The sequence below is a fragment of the Streptomyces sp. HUAS TT7 genome (assembly GCF_051550175.1).
GTDB lineage: Bacteria > Actinomycetota > Actinomycetes > Streptomycetales > Streptomycetaceae > Streptomyces.
In genome coordinates this window covers 4453661-4467713 of sequence record NZ_CP196175.1, presented here as the reverse complement: position 1 = coordinate 4467713, position 14053 = coordinate 4453661, and the positions used below count along the sequence as shown (strand labels likewise).

Here is a 14053-nt window from a genome sequence, read left to right as displayed (position 1 = left end):
CGCCGTTTTCGCACGAACAGGAGTAACCCAGCATGTCGCTTCAGCCCGGTGATGCGCTCACCACACACAACTTCGGCCTGCAGATCGACGGCATCATGGTCGAGTACCTGCAAGAGGTCAGCAGCCTCTCGATGGAGCAGGACGTCATCGAGTACCAGCAGGTCTCGGCCGACGGCAAGCCGATCATCAAGAAGCTGCCCGGCGTCAAGAAGGCCGGCGAGTGCACGGTGACGCGCGGTGCCACGCAGTCCGCCACGTTCTCCGAGTGGATCAAGCAGTCCATCGACGGAAACATGGGCTCGGCCCGCAAGAACGCCTCGATCATCATGATGGACTACATGGACAACCCGGTGAAGCGCTACCACCTGCGCAACGCCTGGTGCAACAAGGTCGAGATCAGCTCGGTCAAGGCCGGCGACGCCTCCGCCATGACGGAGCAGGTCTCCATCACCTTCGAAGAGCTGGTCATCGAGTAATGCGCCGCGAAGGTCCTGGAGTTGCCGGAGCTCCCGGGGTAGAGGCCCCGTCCGCCTCTGGCACCGGTGTGCGGGAGACCCTGCGCACCGAGTTCGAGTTCGAGCTGCCGCGCGGGTACGTGGACGAGGCGGGCACCGTGCACCGGCGCGGCGCGATGCGGCTCGCCACGGCCCGCGACGAGCTGGTCCCGCTGCGGGACGTACGGGTCCGCGAGAACCCGGCGTACCTGTCGGTGGTCCTGCTCGGCCGGGTCATCACCCGGCTCGGCACGCTCGGTGACGTCCACGACGGCACGGTGGAGAACATGTTCGCCTCCGACCTTGCCTTCCTCCAGGACTTCTACCGGCAGATCAACGCCGAGGGGCACACCCGCGCGGCCGTGGCCTGCCCGCACTGCGAGCAGTCCTTCGAGGTCGAGCTGGCCGGGAGCCGCCTGGGGGAATCGTGACGTACGCGGCCGACCGGATCGAGGAGGAGACCGCGTACCTCGCCTACCACTTCCACTGGGACATGGACTCCATCCTCGACCTGGAGCATGCGGACCGGCGGGCGTACGTACGGCGGGTGGCGGCACTGGTGGAACAAGGCGAAGGGGAGCGGTGACGGGGGATGGGCCTGTTCAAGCGCCGGCGTAACCGGCCGGCGGGAAGCGAAGGGGTTTCGGCCCCCGCCTCCGCGACCCCCGAGCCCTCCCCTGCCCCCGTCCCCGCCCAGGGCGACGGGGGCTGGGCCGCCGCGCCCCCGATGCAGCGCGCCCTGACCGCCCCCCGCCTCACGGCGGAGCGCTCCTTCGGCTCCACCCTGGCCGCCCACCAGGACCTCTCCGTGGTCCGCCCCCTGACCCACGCGGTCTCCCCGACGGCCCCCCACGGAGTCCTCCACAACGCCCTGACCCCGGTTACGGGTTCACCGTCCCCCCTACCGCTTCCGCTGCTACGGCTGCCGGTGGCGGGGAGGGAGCCGGCGGGAGGCCCGGAGGAGCCGGGTCCTGCGGCGGCGACGCCGGGTGCGATTCAGCGGGCGTCTTCTGCGCCGGCCCCGGGCGCGGGTCCGACTCCGGCGCAGCGGACGGCTTCTGCGTCGACGCCGGTGCAGAGGTCGGCCTCCGCATCGGCCCCGGCCCCAGCCCCGGCTCCGACTCCGGTTCGGCAGCAGTCGGCTTCTGCGTCGACCCCGGTACAGCGATCGGCCTCCGCATCGGCTTCGACTCCGGCTCCGGCTCCGGTTGAGCAGTCGCCTTCCGGATCGGCCCCAGGTGCGGGTCCGGTGCAGCGGACGGCTTCTGCGCAGGCCCCGACCCCGACTGCGATTCCGACTCCGGTTCGGCAGCAGTCGCCTTCTGCGTCGACCCCGGTACAGCGATCGGCTTCCGCATCGGCCCCGGCTCCGGCTCCTGTTCAGCCGTCGGCCTCCGCATCGACCCCGGTGCAGCGAGCAGCTGCTGCGCCCCTCCCGGCTGCGATTCCGACTCCGGTGCAGCAGTCGCCTTCCGCATCGGCCCCGGCTGAAGGTTCGGTGCAGCGGACAGCTTCTGCAGCAGCCCCGGCTGCGGCTCAGCCGTCGGCTCCGGCTGCGGGTCCGGTGCGGCGGGCGGTTGCTCCTGCGAGCGGGCCGGGCACAGCACCGGGGGCGGTTGCCCCGGCCAGGACTGGTTCAACTCCCGCTGTGCAGCGAGCTGTTGAGCCTACGACGAGCTCGGTCACGCCTGGGACTGCGCCGGCTGTACAGCGGGCGCCCAAGCCTGCGGCCAGCCCTGCGAACAACCCGGGCGCGGCTCCGGAGGCGGCTGGTTCGGCTCCGGTCAGTGCGGCTCCTGCCGTGCAGCGGGCCGTCAAGCCTGCGGTCGGCTCTACGAACAACCCGTCCGAGCCCGGTGCTGCTCCCGCCGTGCGGCGCGCGGCCACACCTCCGCGTACGCCGTCGGGCAACCCCGCCGCGACGCCTCGACCGGTTGCTCCCGGCTCAACCGAGGCCGTACAGCGAGCAGTTGGGCCTGCAACTGGTTCGGCGCCGACGAACTCGGCGGCGCCCCGCGCGGCTCGCCCCGTGCAGTCGGCGCAACCCCGCCAGGCGCGCGACAGGGGTCTCCCCCGGTCGAGCGAAGCCGAGACCTTGGGGAAGGGTGGGCACAGCGAACGCCGCTCGCCGGAACCCGCTTCTCCGCCCGCACCCGGTCCGACCCCCGCCGTACAACGGGCCACCACCCCCGCACGCCCCGAGCCGAAGAACCCCGCCCCGGCACCGGGATCAGCGGCACCCGCAGCACCGGCACCCCCCGTACAGCGCGCGGCCACGACCGAGCCCAGCGCGCCGCCCGCCATGCCCGTGCGCAGCACGACGAGCACCCCGGGCACGCCCGCAACGACCCAGCACCCCACAGCCGGCAACCCCGCCCCGGCGGCGCCCACCCAGGCCACCCCGGCCACCCCGGCCACCCCTGACACAACTACCCCTGTACAGCGGGCAGTTGCGCCAGTGACGCCGACCGCTTCCGAGGCACCTCCCGCCATGCCCGTACGTGGCGGAACCCCCAAGCCCGGCCGGGCAACGGCAACCCAGACCAGCCCGTCGGCGGCGGACAGCCCCCGTCCGGACAGGCCCGTCCCGGCCACCCCCGTCGGCCCCCCGATCCAGCGCGCGGTCGGCGACCCCACCCCGGTTGCCCCCGGTGTCCGGCAGGCGCCCCCGGCCGTGCAGCGGGCTGCCACCTCGCCGAGCGCCCCGTCGGGCAACCCCGCCGAGGCCGCGCCCCGCTCGACTCGGCGCGCCGCCGTGCCCCCGTCCGGCCCGACGGGACCCCGCTCGGCGGAAACCCCCCGTACCGCACCCGGGTCGACTCCCGTGGCGCCGCGGGTGGTCAGGGCCACGCCGAGCCGCCCCGGCCCGGACGCGGCTCCCATGCCGGTTCAGCGAGCGGCCACCGCGCCCACCCGGCGTTCCCTGACCTCCGCCCCGCGTCCGGTACGCCCCTCCCACCACCTCGACCCCGTAGGCGTGGTGCGCCCGGCCCCCGAGGCGCCCGCACCCGCGCCCGCACCCGCCGTCACCCCCGACGGCCCCTCCAACGTCTCCGCGTCGGTTTCCCCCGCCGATGCGGGGACCCCTACCCCGCCCCCGGCGGCACCCCCGGTGCAGCGCAAGCCGATGGTCCGCCGGGTGAGCCGCGTCCAGAACACCGCCCCGGACGCGGCCCGCCGCCGCCCCTTGATCGGCGCCCCCATAACCCCGAACCCCACGCCCACCGCCGCCCCGGGCACCCCTGGCATGCCTCCGAGCGTCTCCCGGACCGCCGCCCCAGGCGCGACCGCGCCGGCCAACGCCCAGCGCACCCCGCTCGCCGGAACCCCCGCCACCGCGCCCACTCCCGCCGCCCCGGCCCAGCCCGCCATCCAGCGCGCCGCCACCCCCGCCGCCGCCGCCCCGGCAACCCCGGTGACCCCGGCCACCCCCGCACGCCCGGCGGTACCGGCAACCCCGCCCACCCCCCTCCGCAAGGTCCGCCTCCCCGCCCCGACTCCCTTGCAGCGAGCGGCAGTCACCGGCCCCCCGCTCGCCTCGTCCCGCCCCCTCACGACCCGGCACCAAGCAGCCCCGGCCGGTACGGCCACCGGCACGCCCACCGCCGCGCCCTCACCCGCACCCACCCCCCTCAGGCAGGCACCCCCCACCACCGACACCCGCCAGGTCGTCGTCCCCCTGCACCGCCCCGCGGCCCCCCGCGGCATGACGCAGCCCTCCATCCAGCGGGCCGCGGAGCCGACCCCGCAGCCCGTCATCCCCGTACGACGGAACAACCCGGCACCGACCCCGGCGGCCGCACCGGCACCCGCACCGCCGCCACCCGTACAACGGCAGCCCGGGCCGCCCGTGCAACGGAAGGCCACCACCCAGGCCCCGCCCGCCACCACGGCCGCCGCCCCGGCCACCGGCCCCCAGTCGGCGACCGGGCCCACCGAACAGGCCCCCGACATCGACGCCCTGGCCCGACGCCTGGTCGCCCCGCTCTCGCGCCTGCTCCGCGCCGAACTCCGCGGGGACCGCGAACGGATCGGGCGCCTGCGCGACCGCTGACCCGAGACGAAGCACCCGCCCCCACACCCGTAACCGGCCCCTGACAACTCCTACCGACGGAAGACCCCCATGCCCTCCACCCTTGACCCCGGCTCCACCGTCTTCTTCAAGCTGACCATCGACGGCCAGAACCTCGGCCTGTTCAACGGCTGTGACGGTCTCGCGTCCGAGGTCGAGGTGGAGCAGCGCCAGGAGGGCGGCAACAACGGGTTCGTGTGGCAGCTGCCCACCCGGGTCACGTTCTCCACGATCCGGCTGACCCGCCCGCTGACCGCCGACACCTCCAAGGTCGCGTCCTGGATCTCCTCGCTCGCCTCCGGCATCACCCGGCCCACCGCGCAGATCGCGGCCCTGCGCGCCGACGGCTCGATCGTCGCGCAGTGGGGCCTCATCGAGGTGCTGCCGGTCCGCTGGACGGGCCCGAGCCTCGACCCGGCGAGCCCGAGCGTGGCCACCGAGACGCTGGAGATCGCCCACCACGGCTTCACCGACGCAGGGGGTGCCTGAGCATGGCCGCTCCGACCGGAGGAAAGGCCGCGGGTCTGTCCCGCGCCACCCTCGCCATCCACCAGCCGCCCACCGACCTCGGTGGTGCGGTGGGCGGGCTCATGGGCGAGGTCAAGTTCCAGTTCAACCCCTCGCAGGTGCAGCTGGGCCGCTCGTCGACCTGGGTCGTCATGCCGGCCATCGCCTACACCCGGGGCGCGCCCGCCAAGTTCACCGGCGCGCAGCCCGCGGCCCTCCAGCTGGAGGTGTTCCTCGACGCGTCGGGCACGCCCAGCTCCAACACCGTGCAGAAGCAGGTCGACCTGCTGCTCTCGTGCTGCGAGGTCACCCCGCAGAGCGTGGCCTCCAAGGCGCCCTCGCCGCCGTTCGTGAAGTTCAGCTGGGGCTCGTTCTCGACCGTCGAGTTCACGGCGTACGTCACGAGCGTGAACGCCAACTACACCCTGTTCAGCCCCAACGGCACGCCGCTGCGCGCCACTTGCAACCTGTCGCTCACCGAGGTCGCGACCAACACCAAGGGCCAGAACCCGACCTCGGGCGCCCTCTCCGCGCGCCGCGTGCACCGCACGGTCGCCGGGGACACCCTGGCCTCGCTCGCCTGGCGCGAGTACGGCGACGCCACCCGCTGGCGGGTCATCGCCGAGGCCAACGAGATCGACGACCCGATGCGGCTGCGCCCCGGCACCGAGCTGCTCCTGCCCGCTTCCTCGGAGGGTGCCGCGTGAGCGAGAAGACCTTCACCACCGTCCTGCACGTCCAGATCAACGGGGCGGTCCTGCCCGACCCGCTGGCCGTGCGCCTCATCGAGGGCTGGGTGGACGCGTCCGTCAACGTCCCCTCCACCTTCCAGCTGACCTTCAGCGACAAGGACGGCGTCGTCACCACCAAGTACCCGATGCTGAAGATCGGCGCGAAGGTGGTGCTCAGCCCGTTCACCGACAGCCGGCGCGGCGACCCGATGCTGACCGGCGAGATCACCGCCCTGGAGGTCGACGCCGAGCCCGGCACCGGCCGCCAGCTCGTCGTGCGCGGCTACGACCCCGGCCACCGGCTGCTGCGCAACCGCCGCGTCGAGGGCTACCCGAGCATGACCGCGTCCGACATCGTGCGCCGCATCGCCGGGCTCAACGGCCTCGCGATCGGCAAGATCGACTCGACGCCGACGGTGTACGACCTGGCGACCCAGCCCAACATCACCGACTGGGACTTCCTGGCCCGCCTCGCCGCCGAGAACGACGTCCGGCTGTCCTTCGACAACATGGGCAAGCTCAACTTCGCCGAGCTGAAGCCCGCCTCCGGCGCGCCGTCCGACACCACCCCGGCCGCGCAGAGCCCGTACGTCCTCGACTTCGGCACCAACACCCTGCACAGCCGGATCGCGATGACGTCGGCCGGGCAGGTCAAGAAGGTCAACGTGCGCGGCTGGGACATGCGCACCAAGCGCCAGCTCGCCGCGCCCGCACCGGCCGTCACCAGCAAGGACATCGTCGCCGACATCACCCCGGCCACGGTGACCACCCCGTTCGGCGCGGCCGAGCTCACCGCCACGCAGATCCCGTACACCACGCTGTCCGAGGTCACCAACGCGGCGAAGGCGCTGGCCGACGACGTCACCGGCGCGTTCGCCGAGCTGGAGGTCGCCGTCACCGGCAACCCCGACCTCAAGCCCGGCACCCCCATCGCGGTGAAGGGCGCGGGCTTCCCCTTCGAGGGCAAGTACACGGCCACCGGCGTACGCCATGTCTTCGCGTCCGGCGAGCAGTACACGACCTGGCTCAACGTCTCGGGCCGCCAGTTCCGTTCGCTGTACGGGCTCGCCGCGGGCGGCACCGACCAGGCGCCCCCGATGCCGGGCGTCGCCATCGCCCTGGTCACCAACACCAAGGACCCGCTGCGGCTCGGCCGGGTCCGGCTGCGCTTCCCGTGGCTGTCCGAGACGTACGAGAGCGACTGGTGCCGGGTCGCCCAGTTCGGCGGCAAGGGCGGCGGCGGGCTGCTCCTGCCCGACGTCAACGACGAGGTGCTCTGCGCGTTCGACCGGGGCTCCCTGGAGCACCCGTACGTCATCGCCGGGCTCTACAACGGCGTCGACAAGCACACCCGCGAGCCCGACAACATCCCCGTCGTCGACCCGACCAGCGGGCAGATCAACTGGCGCTCCCTGACCGCCCGCAGCGGCCACACCGTCGAGCTGCTCGAAGAGGGCGGTGCGGCCCGCCTGTCCAGCGGCATCCGGCTGCGCACCGGCAAGGGACGGCTGCACATCCAGCTGAACGAGGCCCGCACCTCCCTCACCATCAACAGCGACGGCACCGTCGAGATCAAGGGCACCCGGGGTGTCGACATCGAGGCGGGCGGCAACCTGTCCCTGAAGGCCGGCGGCCTGCTGAGCATAAAGGCGGGCGCCGGTATCGAGATCGACGCCGGCATGGCCGTCAACGTCAAGGCGGGCCTCGCCTTCGACGTGAAGGCCGGCGGCGAGGCGTCCGTCGTCGCGGGAGGCGCGGTGTCGCTGAACGCGGCCGGCGAGGCGGCCATCACCGCGATCGCCAACGCCAGCATCACCGCGGCGACCGTCGCCATCAGCGGAGCGGCCGCCATCGAGCTGACGTCTCCGGCCCCGCTGTCCAACGGCATGCCGATCATCTAGGAGAGTTGAGATGAGCGAACACTTCGTCGGGGCCGGCTGGGCGTTCCCGATGCGCACCGACCCTGGCGGCGGCATCGCCCTGGCCCGGCGCGACCGCGAGATCGAGGAGTCCATGCGCCTGGTGCTCGCCACCGCGCCGGGCGAACGTCCCATGCGCCCCGAGTTCGGCTGCGCGGTGCACGACCTGGTGTTCGCGCCCGTCAACGACGCCACCGCCGGGCGCATCCGCTACGAGGTGCGCACCTCGCTCGACCGCTGGGAGCCCAGGATCGAGGTCGAGGAGGTCACGGTGACCCCGGCGCCCGACGAGCCGACCGTGCTGCACATCGACGTGCGGTACTCGGTGCGCGGCACCAACAACCCGCGCAGCCTCGTCTTCCCCTTCTATGTGATTCCCTCCGAGGGCGGCGACCAGCCAGGCCCGACGGCCGGCGAAAGCGAACGACACTGATGGCCCTGCCCGCACCCCATCTCGACGACCGCCGCTTCCAGCAGTTCGTCGACGACGCCAAGCGCTACATCCAGCAGCGCTGCCCCGAGTGGAGCGACCACAACGTCTCCGACCCGGGTGTCACCCTCATCGAAGCCGTCGCGCACATGGCCGACCAGCTGGTGTACCGGCTCAACCGGGTCCCCGAGAAGAACCAGCTCGCCTTCCTCGACCTGCTCGGCGTGACCCTGTTCCCGCCGTCGGCGGCCAGAGCGTCCGTGACGTTCTGGCTGTCCGCGCCGCAGAACGAACCGGTCCTGCTGCCCCGGGGCACCGAGGTCGCCACCGGCCGCACCGAGACCGAGGAGGCGGTGGTCTTCGCGACCGAGGACGATCTGACGATCGTGCCCTGCAGCCTCAGTCACGTACTGCGCCAGCCCACGGGCTCGGCCCCCGAGGACTGTTCGCAGGACGTGCTCGGCGGCACCGACGTCTCGGTGTTCAGCCCGAGCCCGCTCCCCGGCGACGTGCTGCTCTTCGGCCTGTCGGCGGCCCTGCCCAACTGCACCGCCGCGGTGCGCATGGAGAGCCGCGTCGACGGTGTCGGCGTCGACCCGCGCCAGCCGCCGCTGGTGTGGGAGGCGTGGACGGCCGACGGCTGGACCGAGTGCGAGGTCGCCGAGGACACCACGGGTGGTCTCAACCGCCCCGGCGAGGTCGTCCTGCACATGCCGGCCGCGCACGCGGTGTCCCGGATGGGCCGCCTGGACGCGGGCTGGCTGCGCTGCCGCGTCGTCGAGGCCGCCCCCGGCCAGCCGTTCTACAGCGTCTCGCCGACCGTACGCAGCGCCTCCGCGTTCACCATCGGCGGCACCACCCGGGTCTCGCACGCCGAGACCGTACGGGACGAGTCCCTCGGCGACTCCGAGGGCGTCCCGGGCCAGCGGCTGATGCTGGCGAACGCGCCGGTCGTCGGCGGCGCACGCCTGGAGATCTCGGCGGGCGAGGGCTGGGAGGAGTGGGAGGCCGTGGACGACTTCGCCTCCTCCGGCCCCTTCGACCGCCACTTCACCCTGGACGCGGCGACGGGCGAGATCGCCTTCGGCCCCTCCGTGCGCCAACCGGACGGCACGGTACGGCAGTTCGGCGCCGTGCCCATCAAGGGCGCGGCCATCCGCGCCTCCCGCTACGGCACCGGCGGCGGCCGCTCCGGCAACGTCGCCCGGGGTTCCATCCAGGTCCTGCGCAGCTCCATTCCGTACATCTCCCGCGTGGAGAACCGGGAGGCGGCGCGCGGCGGCGTCGACGGCGAGACCGTCGAGGAGGCGAAGACCCGCGCGCCGATCGCGCTGCGCGCCCAGGAGCGCGCGGTGACCGCCCGTGACTACGAGGAGCTGGCCCGCCGGGCCGCCCCCGAGACCGCCCGCATCGCGTGCCTGGCGGCGGACGCGGCCGAGTCGGGCGACAACGCGGTACGCGTCCTGGTCGTCCCGCAGGCCGTCCCCGACCGGGGCGGACGCCTCCGCTTCGAGCAACTGGTCCCCGGCGACGAGCTGTTGGGCCGTGTGACGACCTTCCTCGACGAGCGCCGCCCCCTGGGCACCCGCCTGGCGGTGGGCCCGCCGTTCTACCAGGGCGTGACCGTGGTGGCCACCTTGCACTCGTTCCGTGCGGCGAAGGCGGACCACGTACGCGACGACGCGCTGAACGCCCTGTACTCCTACCTGGACCCGCTGACGGGCGGCGCCCACGGCACGGGCTGGCCGTTCGGCCGCCCGCTGAGGGCGGGAGAGATCTTCGCGGCACTGCAGAGGGTGCCGGGCGTGGAACTGGTGGACGAGGTGCTGCTGCACCCCGCAGACCCCCTGACAGGCCGCCGAGGAGACGCCACCGACAGGATCGAACTCTCCCCCTCGGCCCTCCTCTTCCCCTTCGACCACCGCGTGCGCGTGATCGAGGCGCGATGAGCGCGCGGGGATCGGTGGAGGGGCTCGGCTCGTCGCACCCGCTGGGCGGCGAGCTGCCCGCGGTGTACGCGGACGACGACTTCGCGCAGCGTTTCGTCGAGGGCCTGGACGTGGTCCTGGCCCCGCTGTTCAACGTCCTGGACTGCCTTGAGGCGTACTTCGACCCGGCGCTGGCCCCCGAGGACTTCGTGGACTGGCTGACGGGCTGGGTCGGCACGGAGCTCGACGGCACGGAGCCGCTGGAGATCCGGCGCCATGCCGTGGCGACGGCGGTGTCCCTGCACCGGGTCCGGGGCACGGCCCAGGGCCTGGCACGGGCGGTCCAACTGGCCTTCGGGGTACGCCCCGAGATCACCGAGAGCGGCGGAGCGACCTGGTCGGCCCGCCCCCTTGGCCCGTTCCCGGGCGCCCCGAGGCCGTCCCTCCGCGTCACCCTCCGGGTCTCCGACCCGTCCTCCGTCGACCCTCACCGCCTCCAGGCGGTGGTGGCGGCGGCCCGCCCCGCCCACCTCCCTTTCACGGCCGAGGTATCCGCTAAAACCCTTACCCACGAAGGGAATTGACCTTTCATGTCCACCCCGGCCATGGTCCCCTGCCCCGACTGCGGCACCCCGGCCCGAGCCACGGGCCAATCGTTCTGCGACTCCTGCGGAGCCTTCCTCCGCTGGACGGCCCCGACGCCCCCGCCCACTCCGTCGTCAGACCAGCCCCCTTCGGGGGACGCGGCCCCGGGTGCTTCGGCTCCGTCGGGGGATGCGACCCCGGGTACGTCGACCCCGTCGGCGGATACTGCCCCGGCCACCCCCGTAGCGGGCGCAACCGAGCCGCAAGACACCCCCGCTGTGGGCAATCGTTCCGCAGGGCGATCGGGGTCTCCCCTGGTCGAGCGGAGCCGAGACCTTGGGGAAGGGGGGGCACAGCGAACCCCGCCCGCCGGAACCCCGGACACCGCGCCCGACCCCGCCGCACCGGCCGCCGCAAACCCCGCCGAACCGGCGAACCCGGCGCAGGCGCACCCCGCCACCCCCGCGGCACCGGCAAACCCGGAAGCCGTAACGACCCCCATCCCCGCCGTGGCGGACGACGCAGGAACCACCACCCCCCTCCCCGAGGTACGCGCAACCTCAGCAACAGACGCCGCAAGGGCCCTCCTCGTCCCCGTACAGGAACCAAGCGCAGCCCAGCCCCCCGAGGCCCCGGGATCAGTCCTCCCCGGCCGCCCGGAGGCAGCCCGCCCCAAGGTCCGTACGGCAGCCGCCCCGCAGGAGGAGAGCGGCGCCCCCTGCCCCGCCTGCGGCACCCCGAACCACCAGCACCGCAACTTCTGCCGAAGCTGCGCGACCCCGCTGACCCCGCGCCGCGAGGACAACGCGACGGGCCCGTACGCGGGCCAGCGCCCCCCGCTGCACAGGGACAGGAAGCGCTGGATAGCAAGGGCGCTGGTGGCAGCGGCGGTTGTAGCCGTCGTCGTAGGAGGGGTCGTAGGCGGCCCCCCGGCGGCAAGGGCGGTCCAGGACCACTTCGCGAAGCGAGTGGCCGTACACCCGACGAAGTGGGCGGCCTCCCACGAGGACCCGAACCACAAGGCGGAGCTGGCGGGCGACAGCTACTCCAACACGTGGTGGGGCACGGGCTACGCGAACGACGCGGCGGGCACGTACCTGGAAGCGACGTTCGGCCAGCCGACCGACCTCCTGGCCCTGCTGATCACCCCGGGCACGTCGAAGCGCCAGGGCCAGCAGTCGGAACAGGCCCGCCCCCAGGAATTCGACCTGGTGGTGACCGACTCCAGCGGCAAGCAGCACACGTCGCACCGCACCCTCAACGACGGCGGAGTGCAGCGCGTGGACGTCCGCGTACGAGACGCGGCCTCGGTCCGCATCATCCTGCGCTCGGCATTCGGCGCGGCGAAGGACAAGCAAGTGGCAATAGCAGAGGTGGAGTTCTTCGCCCGTTCGAAGAACTAGCCCTCACCGGACCCCGGAACACAATCCCCCGGGGTCCGGGGCGGAGCCCCGGGAAACCCTCTTCCGCCCCCCTCCCTCCCCTCACCCTCACCCTCACCCCCGGAGGGTCTAGGGAAGGGGCGGGTAGGGGAAAACGAACCAACCCCCCGAGCCGCAGCCCAGGGGGTTGGAAAGGGACCCGGTCCCTTACTTCTCCGACACCGGCTTGCGCAGCGCGATGTTCAGCTCGCGCAGGCGGGACTCGTCCAGCTCCGTCGGCGCGCCCATCATCAGGTCCTGCGCGTTGCCGTTCAGCGGGAACGCGATCGTCTCCCGGATGTTCGGCTCGTCCGCGAGCAGCATCACCATGCGGTCGACGCCCGGCGCGATGCCACCGTGCGGCGGGGCGCCGAGGCGGAACGCCTTGAGCATGCCGCCGAACTCGCGCTCCACGGTCTCCCGGTCGTACCCCGCGATCTCGAACGCCTTGAACATGATGTCGGGCTCGTGGTTGCGGATCGCGCCCGACGACAGCTCGATGCCGTTGCAGACGATGTCGTACTGCCAGCCCAGGACGTCCAGCGGGTCCTGGGTCTCCAGAGCCTCCAGGCCGCCCTGCGGCATCGAGAACGGGTTGTGCGAGAAGTCGATCTTGCCGGTCTCCTCGTCCTTCTCGTACATCGGGAAGTCGACGATCCAGCAGAACCGGAACACGCCCTCCTCGAAGTGCCCGGCGCGCTTGGCGGCTTCGACACGCACGCCCGACATGATCTTGGAGACCTCGTCGAACTCGCCCGCGCCGAAGAACACCGCGTGCCCGGGAACGAGGCCGAGGCGCTCGGTGAGCACCTTGACGTTCTCGTCGGTCAGGAACTTCGCGATCGGGCCGGACAGCGAACCGTCCTCGCCGACCCGCACCCAGGCCAGGCCCTGCGCGCCGAGCGAGACGGCGTACTCGCCGAGCCCGTCGAAGAACTTCCGGGACTGGCCCGCCACGTCCGGCACGGGCAGCGCGCGCACGTGCTTGCCGGCGAACGCCTTGAACTCCGAGCCCTCGAACACATCGGTGATGTCGGCGAGTTCGAGCTTGGCGCGCAGGTCGGGCTTGTCGTTGCCGTACTTCAGCATCGACTCGCGGAACGGGATCCGCGGGAACGGCGACGTGACGTGGCGGCCGCCCCCGAACTCCTCGAAGAGCTCGGTCATGAGCTTCTCGATGGGCTGGAACACGTCCTCCTGCTCGACGAAGCTCATCTCGACGTCGAGCTGGTAGAACTCGCCCGGCGAGCGGTCGGCGCGGGCGTCCTCGTCGCGGAAGCAGGGCGCGATCTGGAAGTACCGGTCGAAGCCGGAGATCATCAGCAGCTGCTTGAACTGCTGCGGGGCCTGCGGCAGCGCGTAGAACTTGCCCGGGTTCAGCCGGGACGGCACCACGAAGTCGCGCGCGCCCTCGGGGGAGGTGGCCGCCAGGATCGGGGTGGCCATCTCGTTGAAGCCCAGCGCGACCATCTTCGAGCGGATCGAGGCGATCACGGCGCTGCGCAGCATGATGTTGCGGTGCATGCGCTCGCGGCGCAGGTCCAGGAAGCGGTACTCCAGGCGCCGCTCCTCGTTGACGCCGTCCTCGGCGTTGATCGTGAAGGGCAGCGGGGCGGCGGCGCCGAGCACCTCGACCTCGCCGACCTCGATCTCGATCTCGCCGGTCGCCAGCTCACCGTTCACGTTCTCGGCGCCGCGCGAGACGACCTTGCCGTCGACGCGTACGACGGTCTCCTTGGACAGCTTGTCCAGGGCCTCCGCGCCGGCCGTGCCGGGCCGGGCGACCAACTGCGTGATGCCGTAGTGGTCCCGCAGGTCGATGAAGAGAATGCCGCCCAGGTCTCGGCGATTGTGCAGCCAGCCGCTCAGCCGGACGTCGCTGCCGACGTCGGAGGCGCGGAGCTCGCCGCAGGTGTGGGACCGGTACCGGTGCATCATTCATCCAATTCTTCGCGAACCGTGGCCG

At 72.7% G+C, this 14053-nt stretch carries 12 protein-coding genes; 11 read left to right on the top strand and 1 reads right to left on the bottom strand.

Features of this window, described 5'->3' with window-relative positions:
* Positions 1–32 precede the first annotated feature (32 nt).
* From ACSHXC_RS20190 to ACSHXC_RS20140, 11 genes are all read left to right on the top strand, one after another.
* Complete coding sequence (locus tag ACSHXC_RS20190) at positions 33–476, top strand: phage tail protein (RefSeq protein WP_385998882.1); 444 nt, start codon at positions 33–35, stop codon at positions 474–476.
* The gene (locus ACSHXC_RS20185) at positions 476–925 is read left to right on the top strand and encodes a hypothetical protein (RefSeq protein WP_438292884.1); all 450 of its coding nucleotides are present in this window, start codon (positions 476–478) and stop codon (positions 923–925) included. The genes ACSHXC_RS20190 and ACSHXC_RS20185 overlap by 1 nt, the downstream gene beginning before the upstream one ends.
* Positions 922–1080, top strand: coding sequence for a DUF6760 family protein (locus ACSHXC_RS20180; protein WP_162952566.1), 159 nt, complete (start codon positions 922–924; stop codon positions 1078–1080). Before ACSHXC_RS20185 ends, ACSHXC_RS20180 begins: the two co-directional genes overlap by 4 nt.
* Before the next feature lie 2295 nt (positions 1081–3375).
* Complete coding sequence (locus tag ACSHXC_RS20175) at positions 3376–4548, top strand: hypothetical protein (RefSeq protein ID WP_438292882.1); 1173 nt, start codon at positions 3376–3378, stop codon at positions 4546–4548.
* Positions 4549–4617: 69 nt separating this feature from the next.
* Positions 4618–5055: a phage tail protein gene (locus ACSHXC_RS20170; RefSeq protein WP_053724988.1), complete on the top strand. Its 438-nt coding sequence runs from the start codon at positions 4618–4620 to the stop codon at positions 5053–5055.
* A 2-nt stretch (positions 5056–5057) separates the two neighbouring features.
* A complete protein-coding gene (locus tag ACSHXC_RS20165; RefSeq protein WP_438292881.1) occupies positions 5058–5780 on the top strand; it encodes a CIS tube protein in 723 nt (240 codons plus the stop codon).
* Entirely contained in the window at positions 5777–7705 is a 1929-nt protein-coding gene (locus ACSHXC_RS20160) for a VgrG-related protein (protein ID WP_438292880.1), read from the top strand. Before ACSHXC_RS20165 ends, ACSHXC_RS20160 begins: the two co-directional genes overlap by 4 nt.
* Before the next feature lie 10 nt (positions 7706–7715).
* On the top strand, positions 7716–8156 hold the full coding sequence (locus tag ACSHXC_RS20155; protein ID WP_053724991.1) for a GPW/gp25 family protein: 441 nt from the start codon (positions 7716–7718) through the stop codon (positions 8154–8156).
* Positions 8156–10102 (top strand): putative baseplate assembly protein, encoded by a 1947-nt coding sequence (locus ACSHXC_RS20150; protein WP_438292878.1) that lies wholly within the window; start codon positions 8156–8158, stop codon positions 10100–10102. Before ACSHXC_RS20155 ends, ACSHXC_RS20150 begins: the two co-directional genes overlap by 1 nt.
* A complete protein-coding gene (locus ACSHXC_RS20145; RefSeq protein ID WP_438292876.1) occupies positions 10099–10665 on the top strand; it encodes a phage tail protein in 567 nt (188 codons plus the stop codon). The genes ACSHXC_RS20150 and ACSHXC_RS20145 overlap by 4 nt, the downstream gene beginning before the upstream one ends.
* A 510-nt stretch (positions 10666–11175) precedes the next feature.
* Complete coding sequence (locus ACSHXC_RS20140; protein ID WP_438292875.1) at positions 11176–12069, top strand: NADase-type glycan-binding domain-containing protein; 894 nt, start codon at positions 11176–11178, stop codon at positions 12067–12069.
* Between the two features lie 186 nt (positions 12070–12255).
* Here the strand turns inward: ACSHXC_RS20140 and aspS are convergent, their stop codons facing one another.
* Entirely contained in the window at positions 12256–14022 is a 1767-nt protein-coding gene (aspS, locus tag ACSHXC_RS20135) for an aspartate--tRNA ligase (RefSeq protein ID WP_399484915.1), read from the bottom strand.
* Positions 14023–14053 lie beyond the last annotated feature (31 nt).

Excerpts from the sequence above, each read along its gene's own strand:
- ACSHXC_RS20190 (WP_385998882.1), top strand. The coding sequence starts at position 33 with ATGTCGCTTCAGCCCGGTGATGCGCTCACCACACACAACTTCGGCCTG.
- ACSHXC_RS20185 (WP_438292884.1), top strand. The coding sequence starts at position 476 with ATGCGCCGCGAAGGTCCTGGAGTTGCCGGAGCTCCCGGGGTAGAGGCC.
- ACSHXC_RS20175 (WP_438292882.1), top strand. The coding sequence starts at position 3,376 with ATGCCGGTTCAGCGAGCGGCCACCGCGCCCACCCGGCGTTCCCTGACC.
- ACSHXC_RS20170 (WP_053724988.1), top strand. The coding sequence starts at position 4,618 with ATGCCCTCCACCCTTGACCCCGGCTCCACCGTCTTCTTCAAGCTGACC.
- ACSHXC_RS20165 (WP_438292881.1), top strand. The coding sequence starts at position 5,058 with ATGGCCGCTCCGACCGGAGGAAAGGCCGCGGGTCTGTCCCGCGCCACC.
- ACSHXC_RS20155 (WP_053724991.1), top strand. The coding sequence starts at position 7,716 with ATGAGCGAACACTTCGTCGGGGCCGGCTGGGCGTTCCCGATGCGCACC.
- ACSHXC_RS20150 (WP_438292878.1), top strand. The coding sequence starts at position 8,156 with ATGGCCCTGCCCGCACCCCATCTCGACGACCGCCGCTTCCAGCAGTTC.
- ACSHXC_RS20145 (WP_438292876.1), top strand. The coding sequence starts at position 10,099 with ATGAGCGCGCGGGGATCGGTGGAGGGGCTCGGCTCGTCGCACCCGCTG.
- aspS (WP_399484915.1), bottom strand. The coding sequence starts at position 14,022 with ATGCACCGGTACCGGTCCCACACCTGCGGCGAGCTCCGCGCCTCCGAC.